The organism is Citrobacter sp. GW821-FHT07H02 (assembly GCF_059418505.1).
The window spans coordinates 111,591-127,716 of sequence record NZ_JBWKPZ010000008.1 but is presented as its reverse complement, the minus strand read 5'-3'; the positions used below and the strand labels follow the sequence as shown (position 1 = coordinate 127,716).

Sequence of the window (16,126 nt, the reverse complement as noted above, 5' to 3'; positions counted from 1 at the left end):
GGAGTCAAAATGCAAAAGATAGTGATCGTCGCCAACGGCGCGGCTTACGGCAGTGAGTCGTTATTCAACAGTTTGCGTCTGGCCATCGCACTGCGCGAACAGACCAGCGACCTGGATCTGCGTCTGTTTCTGATGTCTGATGCGGTGACAGCGGGTCTGCGCGGGCAGAAACCTGCCGAGGGCTACAATATTCAGCAAATGCTGGAAATTCTGACCGCCCAGAACGTACCGGTGAAATTATGTAAGACCTGCGCCGACGGTCGCGGGATTACCGCCCTGCCACTCATTGATGGCGTGGAAGTCGGCACGCTTGTCGAACTGGCGCAGTGGACGCTGGCAGCCGATAAAGTGCTCACCTTCTGAGGTTCGTCGCTGGAATGACCTGCCTATTTCAGCGAACTTTTCATTGCCCGAACTTGCCTGCCAGTGGTCGTCGACAGGCAAGCTCGCTGAAAATGTACGGCATTTTCGAATTTAATCTTATACAGACATCTATTCACCAAAAGTTATCACGCCTCTGAAACGTTTCTGAGAAATTTTATCAGTTTTGTTGAATCGTCATGCCATTTTTTGATCAAAATCAGCATCCGCAACTCTCCCCTTTGGTGTTATGCAATGAGCGAAATGTGAACAACATCACGCAGTTCTTCCGCAAGGAAGTCAGTTGATTTCAGGACGGGGTGAAAAATGGCATTAGTGAAAACAAGTTTGAAATTGTTTGGCGGGGATACCGTGGTGGTTCGCTGTTCCGGGCGTTGCCACATCCATTTAATGAGTGACAGCACACACGCCAAAGACACGCAGACCGATATTTTAAGCGTGCAGGATCGTGACAACGCCTGGCTGACCGTACCGTACACCGGTGTATGGAATGTGCTGATCGACGCCCACAGTCAATCGCTGGAGCACTCGATCAGTTATATTGCAGCCTGATAATCTGGCCCCTGATTGCAGGGGCCAGGTTTAGGCAAAACCGGGTCTGAGAACGCCTTCTGATGGCGCATCCCCCAGCAGCGCTTTGACATTCGCCACCAGCTCGTTCAGGCAATCATCCTGCATACCCAACTTAACCAGCGCCTGTTCAAGGGAGAACAGGTATTGCGCGTTGCTGCCTAAGGGGCCGCTGGCGCGGGCAATCAATGGCGCAATGATTTGCGCCCGGGTATCGGATTCAAACAACGGATGACGGGGGTCCATAATAAAGACCAGCGCATTCACCGTCCGGCCATCATCAAGCGCTAACTGACACCATGTCGGCAGATAGCACCCGGTGATCATCTCTCGCTTCCACAAGAGCATGAGCTCCTGTTCAAGCGTGTCATCAGGTAGCCGGTACGCAACGCCGGTGGTGCGCCCGCCCTCTTTCAGCGCCAGCATGCGGCCAGGCCGACACGCCGTACCGCGCCCCGCCGTCAGACGAAGACAAAATGCCCGATGCCAGCCGACTAAGGTGCCGGTACAGGACTCATCAAACTCTAACGCCGGATTCCAAATCAACGATCCATAACCAAAGATCCACACCGGTCCATCATCTGGTCTACCTGCAAGCGTGGCCGCCAGTGAGGCTGCCCGTTGTTCTGCTGACCAGAGTAGTGATTCTTCAATAGCACCAAATGCCGTCTTACAGTCGGCATTTAATAAAAAATCACGCGTTAACACCTTACACCTCCGCCACTGCATACTTCCCTGTGACACTTTTTTGACGCCTTCCGGGCATTTTTGCTGTTCATTATGAAACCAATAACAGGACAATATGCAATTCACCGGCCGCACGCAAGACAACTGCCCTGCTGCGGCGCACCAATTGCTCATCGTGCGTATCGCAGGAATCACTAACTCTCTGGAAACGATACTATTCGGTTTTTCTCCTCATCTGGCATCGTTACATTTTCGTACTCTTTTCTCACGCCCCTTTCGTCTGCACACAACGTCTTTTCCGGGAGTGAAATGATGTACAGCGCATCTCACATATTAATTTGCTGCGCTTATTTTTTGTTTTATCTAAATACTAATCTGCTGTTATTTAAATACTCTATAAACAAGATAGATGCTTTTATTCACTTTGCCTGCACTAGGCGGCAATGCGGTAAAATTTCGTAAAACCACTCTGGTCAGACTCCGTTTTCTGTTACTTTTCACAATCTTTGTTACATTTATAATTAAAAGCACCTGCACAGATGGAGAATCATAATGACGCATGCGCATGAGGCGGTAAAAACCCGCCACAAGGAGTCTTCGCTTATTTTCCCGGTTGTAGCCCTGGTGGTACTGTTCCTGTGGGGAGGCAGTCAGTCACTACCAGCGGTCATCGGAATTAATATTCTTGCCCTTATTGGTATTTTAAGCAGCGCGTTCAGCGTTGTCCGTCACGCGGATGTATTAGCCCATCGCCTCGGCGAACCCTATGGCTCACTGATTTTAAGCCTTTCGGTGGTTATTCTCGAAGTGAGTTTAATTTCTGCCCTGATGGCAACCGGCGATGCTGCGCCAACCCTGATGCGTGACACGCTCTATTCGATCATTATGATCGTGACGGGTGGCCTGGTCGGTTTTTCTTTACTGCTGGGCGGCCGTAAATTTGCCACGCAATATGTGAATTTGTTTGGTATTAAGCAATATCTTATTGCCCTGTTTCCGCTGGCGATTATCGTTCTGGTCTTTCCAATGGCGCTGCCGGGTGCGGATTTCTCCACCGGTCAGGCACTGTTGGTTGCCGCGATTTCCGCAGCAATGTATGGCGTATTTTTACTGATTCAAACCAGAACGCACCAAAACCTTTTTATCTACGAGCATGAAGATGAGGGTGACGACGATGACCCGCATCACGGCAAACCTTCAGCACACAGCAATATGTGGCATGCGATATGGTTGATCGTCCATCTGATTGCCGTGATTGCCGTGACAAAAATGAACGCCAACCCGCTGGAAATGTTATTGACCGAAATGAATGCGCCCGTGGCATTTACCGGTTTCCTGGTGGCGCTGTTGATTCTCTCCCCTGAAGGATTGGGGGCGCTGAAAGCGGTATTGAGCAACCAGGTACAGCGCGCCATGAATCTGTTCTTTGGTTCTGTGCTGGCGACCATTTCCCTGACCGTACCGGTCGTTACGCTGATTGCATGGGCCACCGGCAACGATCTGGTCTTTGGGTTAGGCGCACCCGAAATGGTGGTAATGGTGGCGTCGTTAGTCCTCTGCCATATCTCATTCTCAACGGGACGCACCAACGTCCTGAACGGCGCTGCGCATCTGGCATTGTTTGTCGCCTATTTGATGACAATATTTGCCTGACCCACAAATGTAAAAAAACCCGCGCTGCGGGTTTTTTTATGTCGTTACATCGGGCGCTTAAACGCCAGTCGACGTAGTAACGGGACAACTTAGTTCTCGGTGTCGAGCTCGTCGAAGCTTTTCACCAGATCGTCAATCGCTTTAATCTGGGTCAGGAAATGCTCCAGTTTAGCCAGCGGCAGCGCAGACGGACCGTCACATTTTGCGTTGGCTGGATCCGGATGTGCTTCAATAAACAGACCCGCCAGACCCACCGCCATACCGGCACGCGCCAGTTCGGTAACCTGAGCACGACGACCGCCAGAGGCTGCGCCAAACGGATCGCGGCACTGCAGTGCGTGGGTGACGTCGAAAATAACCGGAGAGTTACCGGAGACTTTCTTCATCACGCTAAAACCCAGCATATCGACAACCAGGTTGTCGTAACCAAAGTTAGCGCCGCGGTCGCACAGAATAACCTTGTCGTTACCGCCTTCGTGGAATTTGTCGACGATGTTACCCATCTGACCTGGGCTTACGAACTGGGGTTTTTTCACGTTGATAACGGCACCGGTTTTCGCCATCGCTTCAACCAGGTCGGTTTGACGCGCGAGGAACGCTGGCAACTGAATCACGTCAACGACATCCGCAACAGGCTGCGCCTGGCTGGCTTCATGAACGTCGGTGATCACTTTCACGCCAAACGTCTGCTTCAGTTCCTGGAAGATTTTCATCCCTTCTTCCAGGCCCGGACCACGGTAAGAGTGAATCGAGGAACGGTTGGCTTTATCAAAAGAGGCCTTGAACACGTAAGGAATACCCAGTTTCTGAGTAACAGTCACATAGTGCTCACAAATGCGCATCGCAAGATCGCGGGATTCCAGCACGTTCATACCGCCAAACAGCACGAACGGCAGGTCATTTGCCACGTTGATGTCGCCAATGCTAACCACTTTTTGTTTCATAGGATCGCCTTAGTGATGAGTAAGAATGTCGATAAATTAATGCAGTACAATTTGCTTGTGCGAAATAGTATTAATCTGCGCACGAATCATTTCGCTGATCGGGTCTTCCGGACACTGTTCAACGAAATAGCTTAAATCGGTCAGCGCAACATGTTCGCATTCCAGCTGCGCGTAAATCAATCCACGGTCACGTATCTCATACGGATCTTCTGGATTAAATTGCAGTAACGCTTCACTGGCACGCAATGCCAGCTCCATCTGCCGCTCTTCCATTAATGATGACTTCAGGGTGTCCAACAATTTACGGATTACTTCAGCGTTATCGGCTTCATCTAAATCCTCATTGAACAGTTCCGCCACCGGGCTGATATTGCCCTTCAGCCAGACTTCCAGCGTATGTTCATCAAGCGTTTCACCGTTGAACGGGTTAATCAGCCACATTTCCCCTTCCAGTGATTCAATTCGCAGAATCAGCTGCGTCGGAAAAATCACCGGAACCAGAGGGAGATCCAGGCGGTTAGCCACCCACAGTAAGATAGCCCCCAGCGAGACTGCGCTGCCCTGCCGGTTCTTCAGAACCTGATCGAGCCATAGTGCATCAGAAAGACGGTAGACGCCCTGGATATCCGTAAATCCCCATTCGCCATAAAACAGTGCCAGCAGTTTTTCCAGCTGCTCATCCTGAGACAAGAGCTGGCTAATTTCTTCGTGCGCCAGACTGACCAGTCGTTCCAGCTCGTCGTAGACAGATTGCGTCGGGAAATCCAGACGGATCGACTCCGATGCCAGGATCATCCCATCGCACAATGGCGCGTTATTAAATTCGAAATCAGCTAACGACTTCATGACTTACCCCAGTAACGGTATTTTTGTGGTGGCGAGTTTAATGATGATGTACAGCACCACCAGCGCCAGCGGGAAAGCGATCACACGCACCTGCTGGCTGCGCGCCTGACGGTAATCAAGCGCAATAAAACCCAAAACGATGTAAATGATAACTCCAAACAACTTCTCAGTCAGCCATGTACCTTGTTCGGTGAATGGCGGGACGTGCGTTTTAAGGATTAACGCCACGCCGCTCAGCAGCAATATGGTATCAATGACTGGCGGCACAATCCGTGTCCAGCGGGCCGTTGCCCGCGGATTACCGCTGTAACGCCACCAGTAACGTAGCGTCAGCAGACTGACTGAAAGCGCAATACTGATGAGATGAACACCAAGAAGCAGGTTAAACGTCGTCATAACGCGATACGCCCAAGCGTGATACGCTCGTTATCGCCATAATCACGGCAGGTCTCAATCTGCGTGTACCCCGCCTGACTGAACGCGTCTCTGACCAGCGCCCCCTGCTGCCAGCCGTGCTCCAGCAGCAGAAAGCCGCCGGGGGTCAGCGCATGACGCGCCTGCGCAATTATGTGCGCAATATCCGCCATCCCTTGATCACCAGCAACCAGCGCCGACAGCGGTTCGAATCGTACATCGCCCTCAGAAAGATGCGGGTCCTGCGCGTCGATATACGGCGGATTGCTGACAATCATCTCAAACGACTGCCCCTGCAATGCGCTGAACCAGTCGCTCTGCAGGATTCGTACATTGGGGATCGCCAGATGCGCTTTATTACGCAATGCCAGCGCGACCGCGTCGGCCATCCGATCGACCGCAACCACATCGCAGTCCGGGCGTTCGCTCGCCAGCGCCAGCGCAATGGCGCCAGTACCGGTTCCCAAATCAAGAATGCGGCATGCGGTGGCAGGCAAACGCGCCAGCGCCTGCTCGACCAGACACTCGGTATCAGGACGCGGGATCAACGTAGCCGGAGAGACAAACAGCGGCAGCGACCAGAATTCACGCACCCCAATCAAATGGGCAATGGGTTCTCCCCGCTGGCGGCGAGCAAGTAACTCAGCCAGTTGATCGCACTGCGCATCGGTTAACGCCGTCTCGCCAAACGCCAGGATAAAGGTACGCGTTTTGCCGGTCACATGCTCCAGAAGGATCTCGGCATCGCGACGCGGGCTTTCGCTCTGCGCTAATTGGCTTATCGCGTCACGCAGCCAGTGCTGGTAATCCATTATTCCTGCTCAGACAACGCTGCCAGTTGGTCGGCCTGGTATTCCTGGACAATCGGCTCAATGAGCATATCCAGTTTACCTTCCATTGTTTCATCCAGACGGTAAAGCGTCAGGTTAATGCGATGATCGGTCACGCGCCCCTGCGGGAAGTTATAGGTGCGGTTACGATCGCTGCGATCGCCGCTGCCCAACAGGTTACGACGCTCAGACGCTTCCGCCTGCTGACGTCTTGCCACTTCGGCTGCGCGAATGCGCGACCCCAGCACCGACATCGCTTTGGCTTTGTTCTTATGCTGTGAACGTTCGTCCTGACACTCGACGACAATGCCGGTCGGCAAGTGGGTAATACGGATTGCCGAATCGGTGGTGTTAACGTGCTGACCACCCGCCCCTGATGAACGGAAGGTATCAATACGCAGATCGGCCGGGTTGATGTCCGGCAGTTCCGCTTCGGGTACTTCCGGCATCACCGCTACGGTACAGGCGGAAGTATGGATACGCCCCTGTGACTCCGTCGCCGGGACGCGCTGCACACGATGGCCGCCGGATTCGAATTTCAGTCTGCCGTAAACGCCGTCACCACTTACTTTGGCAATGATCTCTTTATACCCGCCGTGCTCGCCTTCGTTAGCGCTCATGATCTCCACCCGCCAACGGCGAGCTTCGGCATAGCGGCTGTACATACGGAACAGATCGCCGGCAAACAACGCCGCCTCATCACCACCGGTCCCGGCACGCACTTCGAGGAATGCGTTACGTTCGTCGTCCGGATCTTGTGGCAACAGCAGAACTTGCAGCTGTTGCTCCAGTTGTTCACATTTTTCTTTTGCTTCGCGCAGTTCATCCTGCGCCATTTCACGCATTTCAGGATCGTCGAGCATCATCTGTGCTGTTTCAATATCGTCCTGAATCTGTTGCCAGTCCGTAAAACAGCGAGAAACATCGCTTAATTGCGCATACTCACGCGACAATGCGCGAAAGCGTTCCTGGTCTGCGATGGTTCCCGCATCACCCAACAATGCCTGAACTTCTTCATGGCGTTCATGCAGGGCTTCCAGTTTGGCAACGATAGAAGGCTTCATAGGCGTAAATGCACCCTGTAAAAAATAGATTGGTGTGCTGCTACTCCAGCCCGAGGCTGTCGCGCAGAATATTCAGGCGTTCGTCATCCCCGTCACGGGCGGCCTGCTGAAGAGATTTGGTTGGCGCATGAATCAGGCGGTTGGTCAGTTTCCACGCCAGATCCTGCATAATAGCCTGCGGGTCCCCGCCCTGTTCAAGGGAGGCTAACGCTTTTGCGGTTAATTCATCACGAACATGTTCTGACTGGCTGCGATATTCGCGAATAGTCTCACTGGCGCTTTGAGCGCGCAGCCAGGCCATAAATTCGCTGGTTTCCTGTTCAACAATGGTTTCCGCTTCCACGGCCGCCGCTTTACGCTGCGCCAGGTTGTGGGAAATAATGCTTTGCAGGTCATCAACACTGTAAAGATAAGCGTTCGCCAGCTTCCCAACTTCCGGTTCAACATCGCGCGGAACGGCGATATCGACCAGCAATATCGGTTGGTTGCGGCGATTTTTCAACGCCCGTTCGACCATCCCTTTACCGATTATCGGTAACGGACTGGCCGTCGAACTGATAATAATATCCGCATCCTGCAAACGTTCGTCGATCTCGCTGAGCGAGATAACATCAGCGCCAACTTCATCTGCCAATACCTGCGCACGTTCGCGGGTACGGTTGGCGATGATCATTTTCTTCACTTTGTGTTCGCGCAGGTGGCGCGCAACCAGTTCGATGGTCTCCCCCGCCCCGACCAGCAACACGGTCACGGTGGACAACGATTCAAAGATTTGCCGCGCCAGCGTACAGGCGGCAAATGCCACAGAGACAGCGCTGGCGCCGATTTCGGTTTCCGTACGAACGCGTTTCGCCACAGAAAATGACTTCTGGAACATGCGCTCCAGATCGCTGGCGTTCAGGTGGCCCCGGCTGGAATCAGCAAACGCTTTTTTCACCTGCCCCAGGATTTGCGGCTCGCCCAGCACCAGTGAATCCAGACCGCTGGCAACGCGCATCAAATGGCTGACGGCGTCGTTATCCTGATGCCAGTAAAGGCTGTTGCGCAGGTCTTCTTCGTTCAGGTTATGGTAATTGCATAACCAACGAATCAGCGCTTCTTGCAGGTTTTCTTGTTCTTCAACGCTAAGGTACAGCTCGGTACGGTTACACGTGGACAACACCACTCCGCCTCGCACCATGGGCAGCGCCTGCAGGCTTTCCAGCGCCTGATCGAGCGTATCCGGCGAAAACGTGACACGTTCTCGCAGCGATACAGGTGCTGTTTTATGGTTAATACCAAGCGCTAAAAGGGTCATGTGTGCGGGAATAGTACCAGCGTTGATAAGGTTAGACTGGGTGCATCATACAGGATGCGCGAGGTCAATAAAAGAGAGTCCCCCCTTTTGGAGTAATAGCTTACCGCACAAATTAAGATAACTTGACCATAGACGATACCCTGTGGCGGCGCTAGCATTAAGGGTTATAACTGCAACCGATGGCAAGATGTTGCCGGATGGCGACGCATTCGCCTGCTCCGGCCTACGGGTTGAGTTTGTAGGCCTGATTTAAGCGTAGCGCCGTCAGGCAATTTTTGCGCCGTACTACAAGGATTTGTCATCACTATGACCCTGCCTGATTTTCGCCTGATCCGCCTGCTGCCGCTGGCGAGCCTGGTCCTCACTGCCTGTACCATCAACGCCCCGAAAGGCCCCGGTCAAAGCCCGGATTCCCCGCAATGGCGTCAGCATCAGCAGGAGGTGCGCAACCTGCACCAATATCAGACGCGCGGCGCATTTGCCTATATTTCTGACCAACAGAAGGTTTACGCCCGCTTCTTCTGGCAACAAACGGGACAGGACCGCTATCGCCTGTTGTTAACGAATCCGCTGGGCAGTACGGAGCTGGAGCTGAATGTTCAACCTGGCAATGTGGAGCTTGTCGACAACAAAGGTAAGCACTATACCGCCGACGACGCAGAAGAGATGATTGGCAAGCTGACCGGGATGCCTATTCCGCTCAATAGCCTGCGCCAGTGGATTCTGGGGCTACCGGGCGATGCCACCGATTACACCCTGGACGACAAGTACCGTCTGAGCGAACTGAAATACCGCCAGGACGGGAAAAACTGGAAGGTGGTCTACGGCGGCTATGACAGCAAAACGCAGCCTGCGATGCCTGCAAATATGGAACTGTCTGACGGAAGTCAGCGCATCAAGCTGAAAATGGATAACTGGATTGTGAAATGATGACCCACTGGCCATCCCCTGCAAAACTGAATCTCTTTTTATACATCACCGGACAGCGTGCGGACGGTTATCACACGTTGCAAACGCTGTTCCAGTTTCTGGACTATGGCGACACCATCAGCATTGAAACACGCGACGATGGTGAGCTCCATCTGCTAACGCCTGTCGACGGCGTTGAGAACGACGATAACCTGATCGTTCGCGCCGCGCGTTTGCTGATGAAAACCGCCTCTGCGCGTGGACAACTGCCTGCGGGAAGCGGTGCGAATATTCGCATTGAGAAACGTTTGCCAATGGGCGGCGGTCTGGGAGGCGGCTCTTCCAATGCAGCCACCGTCCTGGTGGCGCTGAATCATCTGTGGCAGTGCGCGCTCTCGGTCGATGAACTGGCAGAAATGGGTTTAACGCTGGGCGCGGACGTGCCGGTGTTTGTTCGCGGGCATGCGGCGTTTGCTGAAGGCGTGGGAGAAATCCTGACGCCCGTCACACCACCTGAGAAATGGTATCTGGTAGTGCATCCTGGCGTAAGCATCCCAACTCCCACTATTTTCAAAGATCCGCAACTTCCACGTAACACGCCAAAAAGGTCAATAGAAACGTTATTAAAATGTGAATTCAGCAACGATTGCGAGGTTATCGCAAGAAAACGTTTTCGCGAGGTTGATGCGGCGCTTTCCTGGCTGTTAGAATACGCGCCGTCGCGCCTGACTGGTACAGGGGCCTGTGTCTTTGCTGAATTCGATACAGAGTCCCATGCACGCCAGGTGCTTGAGCAAGCCCCGGAATGGTTTAACGGCTTTGTGGCGAAAGGTGTCAACCTCTCCCCATTGCATAAAACGTTACTCTAAATTGTCCGCGTTTCAGTAAGTTGGCGAGTTTACCCATCGCCAGGCGTATACAGCAGTATGTGCCTGGTGCGAGTACACGATGCCAGCACACACGAAACGTGAATGATGAGGAGTAAGCCGGGCAAGCTGAGTTTCGGTGACAACGTCACCTTGTTCCAGACGTTGCATCGCGCTCTTTAATACACCGCCTGGATAGGATATTGCCTGGCCCGCACAGTTTTTGGCAGATTCTATCCACCAATGGACGCATGCCTGAGGTTCTTCTCGTGCCTGATATGAAGCTTTTTGCTGGTAACGCCACCCCGGAACTAGCACAACGTATTGCCAACCGCCTGTACACTTCTCTCGGCGACGCCGCTGTAGGTCGCTTTAGCGACGGCGAAGTCAGCGTACAAATTAATGAAAATGTACGCGGTGGTGATATTTTCATCATCCAGTCCACTTGTGCCCCAACGAACGACAACCTGATGGAATTGGTCGTTATGGTCGATGCTCTGCGCCGTGCTTCCGCAGGCCGTATCACCGCCGTTATCCCTTACTTTGGCTATGCGCGTCAGGATCGTCGTGTACGTTCCGCTCGTGTGCCGATTACGGCAAAAGTCGTCGCGGACTTCTTGTCCAGCGTCGGCGTTGACCGTGTACTGACCGTTGACCTGCATGCTGAACAGATCCAGGGCTTCTTTGACGTACCGGTTGATAACGTATTCGGTAGCCCAATTCTGTTAGAAGACATGTTGCAGCTGAACCTGGACAACCCGATTGTGGTTTCTCCGGATATTGGTGGCGTCGTGCGTGCCCGCGCTATCGCTAAGCTGCTGAATGATACCGATATGGCTATCATCGACAAACGCCGTCCGCGTGCTAACGTTTCTCAGGTGATGCACATCATCGGTGACGTCGCAGGTCGTGACTGCGTACTGGTTGATGATATGATCGATACCGGTGGTACGCTGTGCAAAGCTGCAGAAGCGCTGAAAGAACGTGGTGCCAAGCGTGTATTCGCCTACGCAACTCACCCGATCTTCTCCGGTAATGCGGCAAACAACCTGCGTAATTCTGTGATTGATGAAGTCGTTGTCTGTGACACCATTCCACTGAGCGATGAAATCAAATCACTGCCGAACGTGCGTACGTTGACCCTGTCGGGTATGCTGGCCGAAGCGATTCGTCGTATCAGCAACGAAGAATCAATCTCTGCTATGTTCGAACATTAATCGAACCCGGCTCAAAGACCCGCTGCGGCGGGTTTTTTTGTCTGTAGTCCTTATTTGTATGACTTATGCCTCCTTCACCTGCCATTTAGTTGACAGATGATGCGCTCATGGATGAAACATTATTGTGAACAGATTATTTTCCTCACATGTGATGCCTTTCCGCGCCCTCATCGACGCTTGTTGGAAAGAAAAATACACCGCCTCTCGATTTACTCGAGATCTGATCGCCGGGATAACCGTTGGGATCATTGCCATTCCATTGGCCATGGCCCTGGCCATCGGCAGTGGCGTCGCGCCGCAGTACGGCCTTTACACCTCTGCCGTGGCCGGGATTGTCATTGCCCTGACCGGCGGTTCGCGCTTTAGCGTCTCCGGCCCCACCGCCGCGTTTGTGGTGATCCTCTACCCGGTGTCGCAGCAGTTTGGGCTGGCCGGTCTGCTGGTCGCGACCCTGATGTCCGGTATTTTTCTGATCCTTTTTGGCCTGGCCCGTTTTGGTCGCCTGATCGAATACATTCCTGTCTCAGTGACCCTGGGCTTTACGTCCGGTATTGGTATCACCATTGGGACCATGCAAATTAAAGATTTTCTTGGTCTGCAACTGGCCCATGTTCCGGAGCATTATTTGCAGAAAGTCGGCGCTTTGTTTATGGCGCTGCCGACAATCAACCTGGGCGATGCCGCTATTGGCGTCGTCACCCTGGGAACCCTGATTTTGTGGCCCCGTTTGGGGATCCGCCTGCCAGGACACCTTCCGGCGCTGTTGGCAGGCTGTGCAGTCATGGGGATCGTCAATCTGACCGGAGGGCACGTCGCCACCATCGGTTCCCAGTTCCACTATATTCTCGCCGATGGTTCACAGGGCAACGGCATTCCGCAACTGTTGCCGCAGTTAGTGCTGCCGTGGAATCTGCCTGATTCCGATTTCACACTCAGTTGGGCCTCTCTGCGTGCCCTGCTTCCAGCGGCGTTCTCAATGGCAATGCTTGGGGCGATTGAATCCCTGCTGTGCGCCGTGGTGCTTGACGGTATGACCGGCACCAAGCATAAGGCCAATAGCGAACTGATCGGTCAGGGGCTGGGTAACATCGTCGCACCGTTCTTTGGCGGCATTACCGCGACGGCGGCGATTGCCCGCTCTGCGGCTAACGTCCGCGCCGGAGCGACCTCACCTGTCTCTGCGGTGATCCACGCCATCCTGGTCATCCTTGCCCTTCTGGTACTGGCACCGCTGCTTTCCTGGCTGCCGCTTTCCGCGATGGCGGCCCTGCTGCTGATGGTCGCCTGGAATATGAGCGAAGCCCATAAAGTCGTAGACCTATTGCGCCATGCGCCGAAGGACGACATCATCGTCATGCTGATGTGTATGTCACTGACGGTACTGTTTGATATGGTGATTGCTATTAGCGTGGGGATTGTTCTCGCGTCCCTGCTCTTCATGCGTCGCATCGCGCGTATGACGCGTCTGGCGGCAGTGAACGTCGACGTTCCGGATGACGTGCTGGTGCTGCGCGTGATTGGGCCACTGTTCTTTGCGGCGGCTGAAGGACTCTTTACCGACCTGGAGTCACGTATTGAAGGCAAACGGATCGTTGTTCTGAAGTGGGATGCGGTACCAGTGCTGGATGCAGGGGGTCTGGATGCCTTCCAGCGCTTTGTGAAGCGTTTACCCGAAGGCTGTGAGCTGCGAATCAGTAATCTGGAGTTCCAGCCATTACGTACCATGGCGCGCGCAGGCATCCAACCGATTCCTGGTCGCCTGGCGTTCTTCCCTAATCGCGAAGCCGCACTGGCTGATTTGTAATCACTATCAATTACCGGTCTGCGCCTTTGCGGACCGGTAATTAAAAAGTGACAGGCAAGATAAACTTAGCTGTGACGACGATTATCGCTGCGACGACAACGTTTATCGTAGTGGCGAACCCACCAGTATCTGTCACTTACCTGCTCATGCCCGCCAACACGCGCTCCTGCCAGCCAGAGGATAGCGCCGACAAAGATACTGAGCACCGCGCCGTGTGCGAAAAACTGCGGCAGGTTAAACTGCGGAAGCTGATTTAAAATGGAATAACCAACACCAACAACCATTACCACTAAACCCAACCCCATGAGCACATTGCCGAGTAGCGAAGCGTTTTTGCGTTTCATGTGTCACCTCCGGAACTTTTGGGTTGCTGCAGGGAATACCCCTAATCCTTATGTGTAAAGTATAGACAACAGTTATCTTTGCATGTGCGGGAACGATCACAATTACAAACATCTGTTCAACAAAACTTTACAAATAACCCTCTGAACACCTTGACATTTCAATAGTCCACAAGGGAAATTATTCAGTTCCTCTCTTAACACACGCTGTTTTTTGTCAAGCGACGCCGCAGACAGTACACTACGCGCCAGTGATAGACATACTCAGGACAAATAGCGTGACGATTAAATTGATTGTCGGCCTGGCAAACCCCGGCGCTGAATACGCAGCAACCCGACACAATGCAGGCGCATGGTTCGTTGATTTACTGGCAGAGCGATTGCGCGCCCCTCTGCGCGATGAGCCTAAATTCTTTGGTTATACCTCCCGAGTGACGCTGGAGGGCGAAGATGTTCGCCTTTTAGTACCGACCACATTTATGAATCTGAGTGGCAAAGCGGTTGGTGCAATGGCCAGCTTTTACCGTATTAATCCCGATGAAATTCTGGTCGCTCACGACGAACTGGATCTCCCCCCCGGCGTGGCGAAGTTTAAACTGGGCGGCGGACACGGCGGACATAACGGGCTGAAAGATATCATTAGCAAGTTGGGCAATAACCCTAACTTTCATCGCTTACGTGTCGGAATAGGGCATCCCGGCGATAAAAACAAAGTTGTGGGCTTCGTGTTAGGCAAACCGCCTGTTTCTGAACAGAAGTTAATTGATGAAGCCATTGACGAAGCGGCCCGTTGCACGGAGATTTGGTTCAAAGATGGCCTGACTAAAGCAACGAGCCGGCTGCATACCTTTAAAGCGCAATAAGCAGGGATATGCGGCATTTTTGCCTTACGCTGTGTATAATAGGCAAAGTTATTTACTTTTCTACAATCTGTTTTCTATAACAGGTTGATTATCAAGATATTAAGGTGATTTAAATCATGGGATTCAAATGCGGTATCGTCGGTTTGCCCAACGTCGGGAAATCTACCCTGTTCAATGCGCTGACCAAAGCCGGTATTGAAGCGGCAAACTTCCCGTTCTGCACTATCGAGCCGAATACCGGTGTCGTACCAATGCCCGATCCTCGTCTGGACCAACTGGCAGAGATCGTTAAGCCGCAGCGCATTCTCCCCACCACTATGGAATTCGTCGACATCGCTGGTCTGGTAAAAGGGGCGTCCAAAGGTGAAGGCCTGGGTAACCAGTTCCTGACCAACATTCGTGAAACCGAAGCCATCGGCCACGTTGTTCGCTGCTTTGAAAACGACAACATCATCCACGTGAATAACAAAGTCGATCCGGCTGACGATATTGACGTTATCAATACCGAACTGGCGCTGTCAGATCTCGACACCTGCGAACGTGCCCTGCACCGCGTGCAGAAGAAAGCCAAAGGTGGCGATAAAGACGCCAAAGCCGAACAGGCCGCGCTGGAAAAATGTCTGCCGCAGCTGGAAAACGCAGGCATGTTGCGTGCGCTGAAAAATCTGACCGACGAAGACAAAGCGGCAATCAAATACCTGAGCTTCCTGACCCTGAAGCCAACCATGTATATCGCCAACGTGAACGAAGACGGTTTTGAAAATAACCCGTACCTCGATAAAGTGCGCGAAATCGCGGCTGCGGAAGGTTCTGTCGTGGTTGCCGTGTGTGCCGCCGTTGAATCCGATATCGCTGAACTCGACGATGCCGATCGCGAAGAGTTTATGGCAGAACTCGGGATCGAAGAGCCGGGCCTGAACCGCGTTATTCGTGCTGGTTACGAACTGCTGAACCTGCAGACGTACTTCACCGCAGGCGTAAAAGAAGTTCGCGCATGGACCATCCCGGTCGGCGCTACTGCACCGCAAGCGGCAGGTAAAATCCATACCGATTTCGAAAAAGGATTTATCCGCGCCCAGACCATCGCATTCGAAGATTTCATCACCTACAAAGGTGAACAAGGTGCGAAAGAAGCCGGTAAGATGCGCGCCGAAGGTAAGGACTATATCGTTAAAGACGGCGACGTAATGAATTTCCTGTTCAACGTCTAAATAAGTTTTGTCGTCTCATGAGGTTTTATTGAATCTCATGGCAACCAACAAACCCGCTAAAATCCACGCAATTGCGTGGATTTTTCTTTTCCTAAAGTCTCAATTTGGACTGACCTGACCTCTCCTCGCCAAAAATTCAGTTTACTCTACAAGTGCCTTCTAATTGTGTATTTTCAGACTTTTTATCCTCCCCCCAAAAGATGTATTATACGTTAATATTCCCATACGT

Annotated in this window: 17 protein-coding genes; 9 read left to right on the top strand and 8 right to left on the bottom strand. The window is 52.8% G+C overall.

Annotated features, from left to right (window positions below):
- The first annotated feature begins 9 nt into the window (after positions 1–9).
- Together AC07NP_RS11135 and AC07NP_RS11130 are read left to right on the top strand one after the other, a co-directional pair.
- Entirely contained in the window at positions 10–363 is a 354-nt protein-coding gene (locus AC07NP_RS11135; RefSeq protein WP_276294885.1) for a DsrE/DsrF/TusD sulfur relay family protein, read from the top strand.
- 324 nt (positions 364–687) lie between these two features.
- Positions 688–933, top strand: coding sequence for a DUF1883 domain-containing protein (locus AC07NP_RS11130; protein WP_276294884.1), 246 nt, complete (start codon positions 688–690; stop codon positions 931–933).
- A gap of 30 nt (positions 934–963) precedes the next feature.
- Here AC07NP_RS11130 and AC07NP_RS11125 read toward each other — a convergent pair whose 3' ends face one another.
- Positions 964–1,659 carry a gamma-glutamylcyclotransferase gene (locus AC07NP_RS11125; RefSeq protein WP_494660510.1) on the bottom strand — a complete coding sequence of 232 codons (696 nt, stop codon included), beginning with the start codon at positions 1,657–1,659 and terminating at the stop codon, positions 964–966.
- 531 nt (positions 1,660–2,190) lie between these two features.
- On the opposite strand from AC07NP_RS11125, the gene chaA reads away from it, so the two are divergent.
- A complete protein-coding gene (gene chaA, locus AC07NP_RS11120) occupies positions 2,191–3,291 on the top strand; it encodes a sodium-potassium/proton antiporter ChaA (RefSeq protein WP_203360989.1) in 1,101 nt (366 codons plus the stop codon).
- A gap of 89 nt (positions 3,292–3,380) precedes the next feature.
- On the opposite strand, the gene kdsA is transcribed toward chaA, so the two are convergent.
- From kdsA to hemA, 6 genes are read right to left on the bottom strand one after another with little or no spacing between them, the layout of a single operon-like run.
- The gene (gene kdsA, locus AC07NP_RS11115; RefSeq protein ID WP_494660509.1) at positions 3,381–4,235 is read right to left on the bottom strand and encodes a 3-deoxy-8-phosphooctulonate synthase; all 855 of its coding nucleotides are present in this window, start codon (positions 4,233–4,235) and stop codon (positions 3,381–3,383) included.
- Between the two features lie 36 nt (positions 4,236–4,271).
- A complete protein-coding gene (gene sirB1 / locus AC07NP_RS11110; protein WP_494660508.1) occupies positions 4,272–5,081 on the bottom strand; it encodes an invasion regulator SirB1 in 810 nt (269 codons plus the stop codon).
- A 3-nt stretch (positions 5,082–5,084) separates the two neighbouring features.
- Positions 5,085–5,477, bottom strand: a complete 393-nt coding sequence (gene sirB2 / locus AC07NP_RS11105; protein ID WP_494660507.1) for an invasion regulator SirB2 — start codon at positions 5,475–5,477, stop codon at positions 5,085–5,087.
- Positions 5,474–6,307 (bottom strand): peptide chain release factor N(5)-glutamine methyltransferase, encoded by an 834-nt coding sequence (gene prmC, locus AC07NP_RS11100; protein WP_494660506.1) that lies wholly within the window; start codon positions 6,305–6,307, stop codon positions 5,474–5,476. The genes sirB2 and prmC overlap by 4 nt, the downstream gene beginning before the upstream one ends.
- Positions 6,307–7,389: a peptide chain release factor 1 gene (gene prfA / locus AC07NP_RS11095; RefSeq protein ID WP_203360985.1), complete on the bottom strand. Its 1,083-nt coding sequence runs from the start codon at positions 7,387–7,389 to the stop codon at positions 6,307–6,309. Before prfA ends, prmC begins: the two co-directional genes overlap by 1 nt.
- Positions 7,390–7,429: 40 nt before the next feature.
- Positions 7,430–8,686, bottom strand: coding sequence for a glutamyl-tRNA reductase (hemA, locus tag AC07NP_RS11090; protein ID WP_203360984.1), 1,257 nt, complete (start codon positions 8,684–8,686; stop codon positions 7,430–7,432).
- Positions 8,687–8,992: 306 nt separating this feature from the next.
- On the opposite strand from hemA, the gene lolB reads away from it, so the two are divergent.
- The 4 genes from lolB to dauA all read left to right on the top strand — a co-directional run bounded on the left by lolB (position 8,993) and on the right by dauA (position 13,482).
- A complete protein-coding gene (gene lolB, locus AC07NP_RS11085; protein WP_203360983.1) occupies positions 8,993–9,616 on the top strand; it encodes a lipoprotein insertase outer membrane protein LolB in 624 nt (207 codons plus the stop codon).
- Positions 9,613–10,464, top strand: coding sequence for a 4-(cytidine 5'-diphospho)-2-C-methyl-D-erythritol kinase (ispE, locus tag AC07NP_RS11080; protein WP_494660505.1), 852 nt, complete (start codon positions 9,613–9,615; stop codon positions 10,462–10,464). The genes lolB and ispE overlap by 4 nt, the downstream gene beginning before the upstream one ends.
- Before the next feature lie 266 nt (positions 10,465–10,730).
- On the top strand, positions 10,731–11,678 hold the full coding sequence (gene prs, locus AC07NP_RS11075; RefSeq protein ID WP_001298109.1) for a ribose-phosphate diphosphokinase: 948 nt from the start codon (positions 10,731–10,733) through the stop codon (positions 11,676–11,678).
- 124 nt (positions 11,679–11,802) lie between these two features.
- Entirely contained in the window at positions 11,803–13,482 is a 1,680-nt protein-coding gene (dauA, locus tag AC07NP_RS11070; protein ID WP_276294875.1) for a C4-dicarboxylic acid transporter DauA, read from the top strand.
- 65 nt (positions 13,483–13,547) lie between these two features.
- Here the strand turns inward: dauA and ychH are convergent, their stop codons facing one another.
- A complete protein-coding gene (gene ychH / locus AC07NP_RS11065) occupies positions 13,548–13,826 on the bottom strand; it encodes a stress-induced protein YchH (protein ID WP_192612442.1) in 279 nt (92 codons plus the stop codon).
- A gap of 275 nt (positions 13,827–14,101) precedes the next feature.
- Between ychH and pth the strand changes: the two genes are divergently transcribed.
- Complete coding sequence (gene pth / locus AC07NP_RS11060; RefSeq protein ID WP_192612443.1) at positions 14,102–14,686, top strand: aminoacyl-tRNA hydrolase; 585 nt, start codon at positions 14,102–14,104, stop codon at positions 14,684–14,686.
- A 116-nt stretch (positions 14,687–14,802) separates the two neighbouring features.
- On the top strand, positions 14,803–15,897 hold the full coding sequence (gene ychF, locus AC07NP_RS11055) for a redox-regulated ATPase YchF (RefSeq protein ID WP_203360980.1): 1,095 nt from the start codon (positions 14,803–14,805) through the stop codon (positions 15,895–15,897).
- Positions 15,898–16,126: the final 229 nt, after the last annotated feature.

Bases quoted from the DNA above. Each gene is read 5' to 3' on its own strand.
- prfA (WP_203360985.1), bottom strand. From the start codon at position 7,389: ATGAAGCCTTCTATCGTTGCCAAACTGGAAGCCCTGCATGAACGCCAT.
- ychF (WP_203360980.1), top strand. From the start codon at position 14,803: ATGGGATTCAAATGCGGTATCGTCGGTTTGCCCAACGTCGGGAAATCT.
- sirB2 (WP_494660507.1), bottom strand. From the start codon at position 5,477: ATGACGACGTTTAACCTGCTTCTTGGTGTTCATCTCATCAGTATTGCG.
- kdsA (WP_494660509.1), bottom strand. From the start codon at position 4,235: ATGAAACAAAAAGTGGTTAGCATTGGCGACATCAACGTGGCAAATGAC.
- ychH (WP_192612442.1), bottom strand. From the start codon at position 13,826: ATGAAACGCAAAAACGCTTCGCTACTCGGCAATGTGCTCATGGGGTTG.
- AC07NP_RS11130 (WP_276294884.1), top strand. From the start codon at position 688: ATGGCATTAGTGAAAACAAGTTTGAAATTGTTTGGCGGGGATACCGTG.
- lolB (WP_203360983.1), top strand. From the start codon at position 8,993: ATGACCCTGCCTGATTTTCGCCTGATCCGCCTGCTGCCGCTGGCGAGC.
- sirB1 (WP_494660508.1), bottom strand. From the start codon at position 5,081: ATGAAGTCGTTAGCTGATTTCGAATTTAATAACGCGCCATTGTGCGAT.
- AC07NP_RS11135 (WP_276294885.1), top strand. From the start codon at position 10: ATGCAAAAGATAGTGATCGTCGCCAACGGCGCGGCTTACGGCAGTGAG.
- prmC (WP_494660506.1), bottom strand. From the start codon at position 6,307: ATGGATTACCAGCACTGGCTGCGTGACGCGATAAGCCAATTAGCGCAG.
- chaA (WP_203360989.1), top strand. From the start codon at position 2,191: ATGACGCATGCGCATGAGGCGGTAAAAACCCGCCACAAGGAGTCTTCG.
- ispE (WP_494660505.1), top strand. From the start codon at position 9,613: ATGATGACCCACTGGCCATCCCCTGCAAAACTGAATCTCTTTTTATAC.
- hemA (WP_203360984.1), bottom strand. From the start codon at position 8,686: ATGACCCTTTTAGCGCTTGGTATTAACCATAAAACAGCACCTGTATCG.